This is a genomic window from Leptospira adleri (assembly GCF_002811985.1).
In the GTDB taxonomy this organism is placed as follows: Bacteria; Spirochaetota; Leptospiria; order Leptospirales; family Leptospiraceae; genus Leptospira; species Leptospira adleri.
Genome location: NZ_NPDU01000021.1, coordinates 58,120 through 67,500 on the forward strand (window position 1 = coordinate 58,120; position 9,381 = coordinate 67,500).

At 45.4% G+C, this 9,381-nt stretch carries 11 protein-coding genes (1 of these 11 only partly in view); all 11 read right to left on the reverse strand.

All coding sequences use genetic code 11. The features are described from left to right. Positions 1-49 precede the first annotated feature (49 nt). Complete coding sequence (plsX, locus tag CH376_RS10030) at positions 50-1,057, reverse strand: phosphate acyltransferase PlsX (RefSeq protein WP_100785947.1); 1,008 nt, start codon at positions 1,055-1,057, stop codon at positions 50-52. 5 nt (positions 1,058-1,062) lie between these two features. Further along, on the reverse strand, positions 1,063-1,263 hold the full coding sequence (rpmF, locus tag CH376_RS10035; RefSeq protein ID WP_069606605.1) for a 50S ribosomal protein L32: 201 nt from the start codon (positions 1,261-1,263) through the stop codon (positions 1,063-1,065). Positions 1,264-1,460: 197 nt separating this feature from the next. Then, on the reverse strand, positions 1,461-2,078 hold the full coding sequence (gene hisG / locus CH376_RS10040; protein ID WP_100785946.1) for an ATP phosphoribosyltransferase: 618 nt from the start codon (positions 2,076-2,078) through the stop codon (positions 1,461-1,463). Next, positions 2,078-2,821 carry a YfgM family protein gene (locus CH376_RS10045; protein WP_100785945.1) on the reverse strand — a complete coding sequence of 248 codons (744 nt, stop codon included), beginning with the start codon at positions 2,819-2,821 and terminating at the stop codon, positions 2,078-2,080. The genes hisG and CH376_RS10045 overlap by 1 nt, the downstream gene beginning before the upstream one ends. A gap of 25 nt (positions 2,822-2,846) precedes the next feature. Beyond that, positions 2,847-4,529: a 30S ribosomal protein S1 gene (locus tag CH376_RS10050; RefSeq protein WP_100785944.1), complete on the reverse strand. Its 1,683-nt coding sequence runs from the start codon at positions 4,527-4,529 to the stop codon at positions 2,847-2,849. A gap of 55 nt (positions 4,530-4,584) precedes the next feature. Further along, positions 4,585-5,277 carry a (d)CMP kinase gene (cmk, locus tag CH376_RS10055; protein ID WP_100785943.1) on the reverse strand — a complete coding sequence of 231 codons (693 nt, stop codon included), beginning with the start codon at positions 5,275-5,277 and terminating at the stop codon, positions 4,585-4,587. Next, positions 5,270-6,592 (reverse strand): 3-phosphoshikimate 1-carboxyvinyltransferase, encoded by a 1,323-nt coding sequence (gene aroA, locus CH376_RS10060; RefSeq protein ID WP_100785942.1) that lies wholly within the window; start codon positions 6,590-6,592, stop codon positions 5,270-5,272. The genes cmk and aroA overlap by 8 nt, the downstream gene beginning before the upstream one ends. Then, a complete protein-coding gene (locus CH376_RS10065) occupies positions 6,573-7,490 on the reverse strand; it encodes a prephenate dehydrogenase (RefSeq protein WP_100785941.1) in 918 nt (305 codons plus the stop codon). The genes aroA and CH376_RS10065 overlap by 20 nt, the downstream gene beginning before the upstream one ends. After that, positions 7,487-8,578 (reverse strand): prephenate dehydratase, encoded by a 1,092-nt coding sequence (gene pheA, locus CH376_RS10070; RefSeq protein WP_100786023.1) that lies wholly within the window; start codon positions 8,576-8,578, stop codon positions 7,487-7,489. Before pheA ends, CH376_RS10065 begins: the two co-directional genes overlap by 4 nt. Continuing rightward, positions 8,571-9,134, reverse strand: coding sequence for an SMC-Scp complex subunit ScpB (gene scpB / locus CH376_RS10075; RefSeq protein ID WP_100785940.1), 564 nt, complete (start codon positions 9,132-9,134; stop codon positions 8,571-8,573). The genes pheA and scpB overlap by 8 nt, the downstream gene beginning before the upstream one ends. Continuing rightward, positions 9,101-9,381, reverse strand: partial view of a segregation and condensation protein A gene (locus tag CH376_RS10080; RefSeq protein WP_100785939.1) — the end only. It continues 505 nt past the right edge of the window; the window shows 281 of its 786 coding nt (coding positions 506-786); the start codon falls outside the window, past its right edge — the gene reads right to left on this strand; its stop codon occupies positions 9,101-9,103. Before CH376_RS10080 ends, scpB begins: the two co-directional genes overlap by 34 nt.

Genomic DNA, 9,381 nt, shown 5'->3' on the forward strand with positions numbered 1-9,381 from the left:
GTCTTACATTCTCTACAAGCAGCGTTCTTTTTTTTGATTCTTTTTCGAATCAGATATTATATTTTTTGATATCGGTTGCGATTCGATCGTTGATTTGGTGCTTTGCACATTCGTTCACGACTCGGATCGCGCTTTGAACCGCGAGCGCGTTAGACGATCCATGTCCGATCAGACAAACCCCGTCCACGCCCAACAAAAGCGCTCCGCCGTATTCCGCATAGTCGAGACGTTTTTTGATCGCGGCAAAGGTCGGCTTGAGCAACAAAGCCCCCGTTTGCGCAAGACTGGATTGTTTGATACTTTCCCTCAATACGTTGAAGATGGACTTGGAAAGACCTTCCGTCGCTTTGAGAACGATGTTTCCGGTAAAACCGTCGCATACGACAACGTCCACGTCCTTTCCGCTTCCGTAGAGATCCCTTCCTTCCACGTTGCCCACGAAATTCAACGGAAGTTTTTTGATCATCTCGAAGGCCTTTAGAGAAACAGTGTTCCCTTTTTTATCCTCTTCTCCGTTGGAAAGAATTCCGACTTTCGGATTAGAGATATTGAATATAAGTTTAGAATAGATTTCACCCATCACGGCGAACTGAGCAAGATAATCGGGTTTGCAATCCACGTTAGCGCCCGCGTCCAAGAGAAGCATCGGCGGACCGTTCTCTTGCGGAATCGGCGCGGCGATCGGAGGGCGTAAAACTCCGGGAACTCTTCCCAAATATAAAAGCGCGGAAGCCATAGTCGCCCCGGTATTACCGGGGGAAAACATTCCGACGCAGGTTTTGTCCGCAACAAGTTGTGTAGCTTGGACGACGGAAGAATCCTGAAGTGTGCGCACGGCGATCGACGGAGAATCGTTCATGTCGATGATTTCCGAAGCGTGCTGGATTTTTACTTTGGTTGTATCGTAATCGAACTTGAGGAGGATCTCCCCAATCTCTTCTTCTCTGCCGACCAGGACGACGTGAGCCCCATCCTGGTTAACGGCATTTACGGAGCCTTCAATGATCTTCTCCGGCCCGTAATCGCCGCTCATTACATCGACGGCGACCCACATCATAGGAGTTAGTTATCTTCTTTTGCCTTCTTGACTTTCGGCTCTAAAACGATTCCGGTTTTATAGAATCCGCAAGTTGGGCAGATTCTGTGAGGAAGTCTGTAAGAATTACAATTAGGACAAGGAACCAAATTTGGTTTTCCGATGGCATGATGGGCCCGTTTTGTCCTTACTTTTGATTTCGATTTGCGTCTTTTGGGAACTGCCATTGATTTCCTCTTGGGAAAATGAATTGTTAAACTATAATTTTTTGAGGCTGGTATTCCTCAACCATTATTTCGTGGAATCGATAAGAATGAAGGCCTTTTCGCCTTAAATCGAATCCGATTCTAAAAAGCCGTCCGGATCGGAGCTCCTCAAGCTCGGATAATGACAAACCGAGAATTGATCTCTTGCAAATTGAATTCTATAGATTTGAAAGAGAATCCATGAACTCCACAGCTTCCTTCCTTTTACCGTAAAGAGAAGAACGATTGAAAACGAGTCGAGCGGAAGATTCTAAAATTATGTCCAATTCCTTGAGTCCGTTGGCCTTTAAAGTTCCGCCCGTGGAAACCAGATCCACGATACAATCGGAAAGACCGACCAACGGCGCTAACTCGATACTCCCGTAGAGTTTGAAAATCTCGCAGGACAAACCCTTATGAAAGAAGAATTCTCTCGCAAGGTTCGGATATTTCGTAGCTACGCGGATCTTTCGGTGACGCGCTTCCAATGTAAATCCTTCAGGCGCGGCAAGAGAAAGTCTGCATTTCCCGATTTTTAGATCCAGCGGTGTTGCGAGATCGTAACCGCCTTCTTTCAAGACGTCCCAGCCGCTGATTCCGGCGTCCGCCGCGCATTGCTCGACGTAAGTCGCCACGTCTTGCGAACGCACAAGAAGAATCCGGATTCTTCCCATAGGATCATTGTATATCAGTTCTTTGGAATCGGGATCCGGTTTGGAGGAAAGCCAGCCTTTGGAGATCATCAGATCGATGCTCTCCGTAGCGAGTCTTCCTTTTGGCAGGGCCAGTGTAAGCATTAGCCTTTCTGGTTGAGTTGAACGAGTAGAAAAGTTGCGTATTGTTTTACGGTATTGTAATCGGAAGCTGGAGTTTTGATATCCTGATCCAGAACCTTCTTCAAGGATTGAATGGCCTCCGCTTTTTTACCGTTCTTCGCCTGCAATCTTCCGGTTTGATACAAACTCCAAGCTAAGAAGCCGTTTGCTTCTCTTGTGTTCGCAAGAAGATTGGCCGCGGTTGCGTAGTTTGTTTCAGCCGAAACAAGATTCCCTTCTCTTTCACGAAGATTTCCCGCCAGATAGAAGTAATACGCCTTTACTTCCGTCGGCTCGTCGATCTTCTTACCGGCCCATTCTAATTTGTCGGCGGCCTTTTGAAATTCTCCGTTTCTCGCATAAAGATCGGAAAGGATTTTTGCAAGTCTGAGTTCGAGTTTTTTAGAAGAATATTGTGAAGAAACTTCTTCGTAAGCCTGGATCTTCTCTTTCAAATCGATCGCAGGGTTGAGACGAAATTTTTTATCCAGAGTTTCGAGCGCGATGGTTCCTTTTTCGAATTGGGACTCTTGGTATTGAACGTAAGTGACGACCGCAAGGACGATTGCAAGAATCACCCCTGCTCCGATCAGAACTTCCTTGATATGAGTCGCAATGGATCTGAAAAATTTAATCAGAGCCAACTCGATCTTGCTGCCTTGAAAATCGGCGTAAGGATCGACTTTGACTTCTTTTGCGGTCTGACCGACTTCGTATCGTTTCATCCTTTCAGTCCTTAACTTTGGATTCTTATCTCAGCGAAGTGTTTAGGAAACTTCCTAAACTTTCACGAGAAGGAGTATCCGAAGTTTTGAGGTATTTGGACATTTCTTCTCTTTCCAGAGCCTTGTCGAAATCCTTGATGGATAAAGAAATTTTCTTATTCTTCACGTCCACTTTGATGACTGCGGTTTTAACGATTTCATCCGGTTTGTAAACTTCCAGAATGTTCGTTTCCCTTCCGTTTGGAACTTCGGAGATATGAACCAGTCCTTCGATTCCGGGAGCCACTTCCACGAAAATTCCGAATTCTTTGATGGACTTGATCTTTCCTTCTACGATCGTTCCGATCGGATGTTCGTTGCGGAAAATTTCGTATGGATTTTCCAGGAGTTGTTTCAGACCGCAGGAGATTCTCTGCGCGTCCAAGTTTACGTCGAGGATCATGTATTTAACGGTATCGCCTTTCTTCAATTGTGAAGTCGGGTTGGAAGCTTTTTCGTCCCAAGTGATATCGCTGATATGAATCAAACCTTCGATTCCGTTTTCAACTTCTACGAAAGCTCCGTATTTTGTGATGCCGGTGATCACGCCTTCGAGAACGTTTCCTCTGCGGATTTCAGGACCGAGCTGATCCCAAGGATTCGGTTGAAGTTGTTTCAGCCCTAAGGAAAGTCTTCTGTTTTTGAAATCGATGTCCAAAACCAGAGCTTCTACTTCTTGACCTTTTTTTAAGATGTCTTTCGGTTGAGGAGGTTTTTTAGCCCACGCAAGTTCCGACGTGTGAATCAGACCTTCCAGACCTTCCTTCAATTCTACGAACGCTCCGAACTTCGTAAGAGAAGTTACGGTACCGCGGATGACCATTTCTTTTTCCAAAGAACGTTCAGCCCAGACCCAAGGATCTTCGTAGAGTTGTTTCAGACCTAACGCGAGTTTGTTGTTTTCCTTGTCGAGTTCGAGAACTACAAGTTCCACTTCCTGACCGATCTGAAAGTATTGTTTAAACGGTGCGTATTTTTTGTAAGAGATATCTCTTTGACGAAGAAGACCCGTAACTCCGTCGACTTCGCAGAAAACTCCGAAAGATGCGATCTTGCTTACGGTGGAAGTTACCTTGTCGCCGACTTTGAGTTTGAGAAGAAGAGCGTCCCATTTTTCCTCGTTCACTTCATCCAGAAGTTTTTTTCTGGAGACTACCCCGGAACGAGTGCGGTCGTTGAGTTCGATGATCTTAAACTCAAGTTCCTTGTTTTTGAAGGTTTCGCCTTCTTTGAATTTATAGCTGAGTTGAGAAGCGGGAAGAAAAAGATCCACTCCTTCCACGTTTACGATATAACCTTTGCCTTTGATTTCATTCACCAAACGGCCGGTAACTTGATAGCTGTTTTTAAAGGCTTCTTTGACGATTTCCCAACCTTTTCTTTGGTCGGCTTCTTTCTTAGAAAGAATACATCCGGAATCCTGGGATTCCTTTCTTTTTACGATTGCAGAGACATAATTTCCGCGTTCCGGAGTTTCATCGAAATCTCCTCTTGGAATACGGCCTTCTTGTTTGAGACCTTCGATTGCCACATAAACGTAGTCGTTGTCTACTGAGACGATTTTTCCTTCAACGACTTGATCTTTCCGGAGTTCCGGTTCTTCGTGTATTGATTGTTCCCACTGTTTGAATACTTCTGCAAAAGTGGACTTCTCTTCCTTGTTTGTCATGGGGCGTAGGTTACTCGGCTAAAATGGTAGTCTGGGATCCGCTGGATGTCGGGGGTCATCGATCCAGAATCTCGAGGATCTTGCTAATTACACTATTTTTGGAGAGTATATCAGTGTCAATCAGGATTGCGTCCTTTGCCTGATAGAGTGGCGCGATATCCCTTTCCATATCCGATTTATCTCGGAGGATGATTTCTTTTTCTATCTCGTTCGGGTCCGCGGAAATTCCCTGCTCTTTCAATTGAAGAGTTCTTCTTTCGGCTCGAACTTTGGAAGAAGCAGTTAAGTAGAATTTAAATTTTGCATCCGGAAAAACTTCGGTCCCTATATCCCTTCCATCCATCAGAAGTTTGTGAAGTTTCGCGAGAGAATGGAGTTCCTTGTTCACAAAATCACGATAGATCCTTTTGTTCGCGATGTGTTTGATTTCCCTCGTAACTTCGGGCGTTCGAATCGCAAGAGAAACGTCTTCTCCGTTTAACAAAATTCGATTTTCGTTTCCTGAGGAGAATTCGCAGAGAACATGAGCGTCTCCGATCGTGGACTCGGCTTCTTTCGTTTTCACCCATTCGGAGAATTCCACTGCGTTAGGCGTCTTTTCGTAAAGGCGATGTAAAAAAAGCGTAAGAGCGCGATAAAAAGCCCCCGTATCCAAGTAGTTGAATCCGATCTTCTCCGCGATTTGTCTCGCTACGGTGCTTTTGCCCGAACCGGCCGGCCCGTCAAGCGCGATCACGTTCTCATTCATACAGACAATCCTTTAACAAAGTTTCGAAACCCGGAAAAGAAGTTTCGATCCAGGAAGTTTCATCGATTTCCAATTCGAAACCGGAAAGGGCCTTTAAGATCAGAAAACTCATGGCGATTCTATGATCCATATAAGAAAGAATGGGGATTTTTTTCCCGGAAGACAAAGAATCCCAGATTTCATTCGACTTCTTTGAAGTTCCGTCTAACGCGTAGCCGTCTGAAAATTCCTCCACTTCGATTCCGAGCGTTCGGAAATTGGAAACCATCGTATGGATTCGATCGGATTCTTTGGCTCGCAATTCTTCGGCGTGACGGATTTCGAAACCGCCTTCCGCAAAAAGGCCGGCAACGGAAAGAATCGGAATCTCGTCGATGATCGACGGAATCAACTCTTCCGGAATATTCGTTTTCTTTAAAGTAGATGGATAGGTTTTCAGATCTCCCACGGGTTCTCCGCATTCGATCCTTTCGTTTTCGATTTCGATTTTGGCGCCCATCAGTTTAAGCGCGGTTAGAATCCCGGTTCTCGCCGGATTGAGTCCGATGTTTTGAATCAAAAGATTCCCTTCTTTTGCCAAAACTCCGAGCACCAGAAAGAATGCGGCCGAGGAAATATCTCCCGGCACCTTGAATTCACCGCCGTTCAAAGAATACGGAGGAGAAATTTTAAAATGAAGAGGAGAGAAGTATTCGATCTTATTTCCGAGAAACCGAAACATATTTTCGGTATGATCGCGAGATAGTATGTTTTCTGAATATTCCAATTCCGTTTCGGAAGCCATCGCAGCTAACATCAAACAGGATTTAATCTGAGCGCTCGCGATCGGACTTTCGTATCGGAAGGAAGCGAGCTTTTTCCCTTGAATTTGGAGCGGCGCTGTTTCCTTTTCACCAAGTCCGACGATGGAAGCCCCCATCGCAGTGAGAGGTTTGATGATTCTTCCCATAGGACGTTTTTTTAAGGAATCGTCTCCGGTTAAAACCGCATTGACTCCGGGAAGTCCGCAGATGAGTCCGGCAGACAGACGGATTCCCGTCCCCGCGTTTCCAAAATCCAATTCCACGTTAGGCGAAACGAGTTTGTCTTTTCCGGGACTTTCGAATTCGTATTCTCCCGGTTTGATCTTTTGCGATTTTAATCCGAGTTTTGTGAACGCAGACATCGTGTTCAAAGGGTCTTCTGCCTCCAAAAAACCCGTGACTTTCGACTTCCCTTTGGAAAGGGCGGCGAACAAAACGGAACGATGGGAAAGCGACTTGTCTCCGGGAACTCGTATTTCCTTGGACTTGAGTTTAGTGTTTCTTGGAATCATCCTGGTTCTTCAAAATATAATCTCTGGATTTGCGGGAGGTTTCCATAAACTTTTCCCATTCCTGCGGATTCAGAGTGTTCTTTGGATTCAATTTTTCTAATATAATATCGAGACGATCGCGAAAATCCGAAAGAGAACGATAGATCTCGTCCTGGTTGGAATTAAAAATGGCCGCCCACATCTTCGGATTGGATCCCGCGATTCTTGTCATGTCTCTAAAACCTCCTCCGTTGAGAGGAATCGGAGAGAGATCCGTGTAATGTTTTACGATCTTTTGATTGGCCGCCCAATCCGCCATGATGGAAGAAAGTATATGAGGAGAATGTGATAGATAAGAAAGGATCGAATCGTGTTCGACCGCGGGAATTTCGATCACGTCCATTCCGATCGACTTCCAAAAAGATTCCAGCCTTTCCTTGATTTCAGGCTTTGCGTTTTTCGGAGAAGTAAGAATGCAAAGCCTTCCTTCATAGAGAGAAACGTTGGCCGACTCGAGTCCTGATTCTTCCGATCCGCACATAGGATGCGAGGAAACATAATTATGGGAATTCTGAAATCGGGCTTCCACCGCCTGTATGATTTCCTTTTTTGTCGATCCGAGGTCCGTCAAAACCCCGTCGAAATCGAGCGGAAGTTCCGCGATCAACTTCACTGTAAGATCGACCGGAACTCCGAATATGATAAAATCATAATCTTTCCATTGTTTGAAAGAATGAAATTCTTCGCTCGTCAGAACCGTATCTGCGGACTTCAAAAATTCTCCCAACCTCTTGCTCTTGAGAGAACTTACCACTCCGGTCACGTGGGAGCCGATCCCCCTTTTTTTGAGAGCCAGAGACAGAGAGGCGCCCATCAGCCCCAGTCCATAAATTAGAATATTAGAATATTCTGTTTTCACAGGATTTGAGGAGACATCGGATAGGAGCCGAGCACCCTTAAGAAGATCGTATTTTCCTTCAGACTGGAAAGAACCTTTTGGATCGATTCGTCCTTTTGATGACCGTTAAAATCGATGAAAAAATTATATTCCCAGGAGTTTCTTCTCGTCGGCCTGGATTCTATCTTTGTAAGGTTCAACTGGTGATCGAAGAAAGGTTTTAAGACGCGATACAGAGCGCCGGGTTTATCGGGACAGGAGAAGACGACGGAAGTTTTGTCGTTTCCGGTAGGAGGGCACTGATTCTTTCCTATGATTAAAAAGCGAGTCGTGTTGTCCGCGAGGTCCTCGATGGATTCCCGGATCAAACTCAGTCCGTAGATTTCCGCAGCGATGGAAGATGCAATCGCGGCGCATCCTTCTTTTTTTTCTGCGACGATCTGCGCGGCTTTCGCAGTGGAAGAAGTTTCCACGATTTCCACGTGAGGCAGATTTGCCGCGATCCAATTCTTACACTGAGAATTTGCGATCTTGATTCCGTAGAGGGTTTTGATCTTGGAAAGATCGTGTTCGAATCCGAGAAGGCTGATGCTGATTCTTAAATAGTGTTCCGAGTAGATGAGAAGATCCGAAACCAAAAACTGATCGAGCGTGGAATTGACGAGACCCTCGCTCGAGTTTTCGACCGGAACGACTCCGTAGTCGATCTTATCGGTTTCCACAGCGCGAAAAACGTCCGGGATCGAATTGAATTCGAGAGCCTTAATCGAAGCGCCGAAACGGGTCCGCACCGCTTGGTTGGAAAAAGATCCCGCAGGTCCGAGATATCCGACTTCCAATCCTTTTTCGACGGATATCGAACCCGACATGATCTCTCGATAAATCGCGACAAGTACCTTATCCGGAAGCGGACCTTCACTCAAGGACTTTACCTTTTCATAAACTTCTTTTTCTCGATCGGGACGAAAGACGGGTTCGTTTCTTTCTTTTTTGATTTCTCCGATCTTGGACGCAAATTCCGCCCTGGCTTGAATTGCCTTTACGATTTCTTTATCTAGGGAATCGATCTGATCCCGAAAGGTTTTTAGTTTTTGATCCAGTTCACTCATTTTCGAGTAGATCATCCAGGTTTTCGAATTTCAGCTCTTTGACTTCCACGGGAGCCGGAAGATCCGATAGTTTATTCAATCCAAAATGAATCAAGAATTCTTTCGTAGTTCCATAGAGCGCCGGTCGCCCCGGAACTTCCTTGTTGCCGATCGGTTTGACGAGTTTTTTGGAAATGAGAGAAGTTACCATTGCCCGAGAAGAAACGCCTCGGATCTCGTCGATCTCAGGAAGTGTGATCGGTTGTTTGTAAGCTATGATCGCAAGAGTATCCAAACTGGAACGGGAAAGTTGTTCCCTTCTTTTTTCTTTGAAGATGTTTCCCAGGATTTCGGAGAAGTTTTCGTTGGTAACGAACTGATACGCTCCGCCTATTTCTTTCAAAAGGAATCCGCCGTTTTTTTCGGAATAATCCAAAACGAGTTCGTCTAGAATTTCTCTTGCTTCCGTCTTTTCGATTCCAGCCGACTTGGCAACGCTCGCCAATTTTAAAGGTTCACCGGAAACAAAAAGTAATGCTTCAATCAATCCTTTGAGTGTTGCTCTGTCCCGTTCCACTGTGCCTCTATCAGAAATAAACGGATTTCACCGAAAAGCTTATGTTGCTTTGCGCGCAGAATCCTCTGCTTACTTAGTTCCAGCAATGCCAGAAAAGTGGCAACGATTTCTGCTTTTTCCGGATGTTCCTTCTCGAATAATTCCAAGAAAGTGACTTCCTTTTTTTCACGGAGAGAGGCGAGGATTTTTTCCATTTTTTCTTCAACGGTAAATCGATGAGGCGCGGTCAAAAGTGCGGGAATCTCGG

What these genes read in the sequence shown, in the direction of transcription:
- plsX (WP_100785947.1), bottom strand. Translation starts at nt 1,057, where the DNA reads ATGATGTGGGTCGCCGTCGATGTAATGAGCGGCGATTACGGGCCGGAG.
- rpmF (WP_069606605.1), bottom strand. Translation starts at nt 1,263, where the DNA reads ATGGCAGTTCCCAAAAGACGCAAATCGAAATCAAAAGTAAGGACAAAA.
- hisG (WP_100785946.1), bottom strand. Translation starts at nt 2,078, where the DNA reads ATGCTTACACTGGCCCTGCCAAAAGGAAGACTCGCTACGGAGAGCATC.
- CH376_RS10045 (WP_100785945.1), bottom strand. Translation starts at nt 2,821, where the DNA reads ATGAAACGATACGAAGTCGGTCAGACCGCAAAAGAAGTCAAAGTCGAT.
- CH376_RS10050 (WP_100785944.1), bottom strand. Translation starts at nt 4,529, where the DNA reads ATGACAAACAAGGAAGAGAAGTCCACTTTTGCAGAAGTATTCAAACAG.
- cmk (WP_100785943.1), bottom strand. Translation starts at nt 5,277, where the DNA reads ATGAATGAGAACGTGATCGCGCTTGACGGGCCGGCCGGTTCGGGCAAA.
- aroA (WP_100785942.1), bottom strand. Translation starts at nt 6,592, where the DNA reads ATGATTCCAAGAAACACTAAACTCAAGTCCAAGGAAATACGAGTTCCC.
- pheA (WP_100786023.1), bottom strand. Translation starts at nt 8,578, where the DNA reads ATGAGTGAACTGGATCAAAAACTAAAAACCTTTCGGGATCAGATCGAT.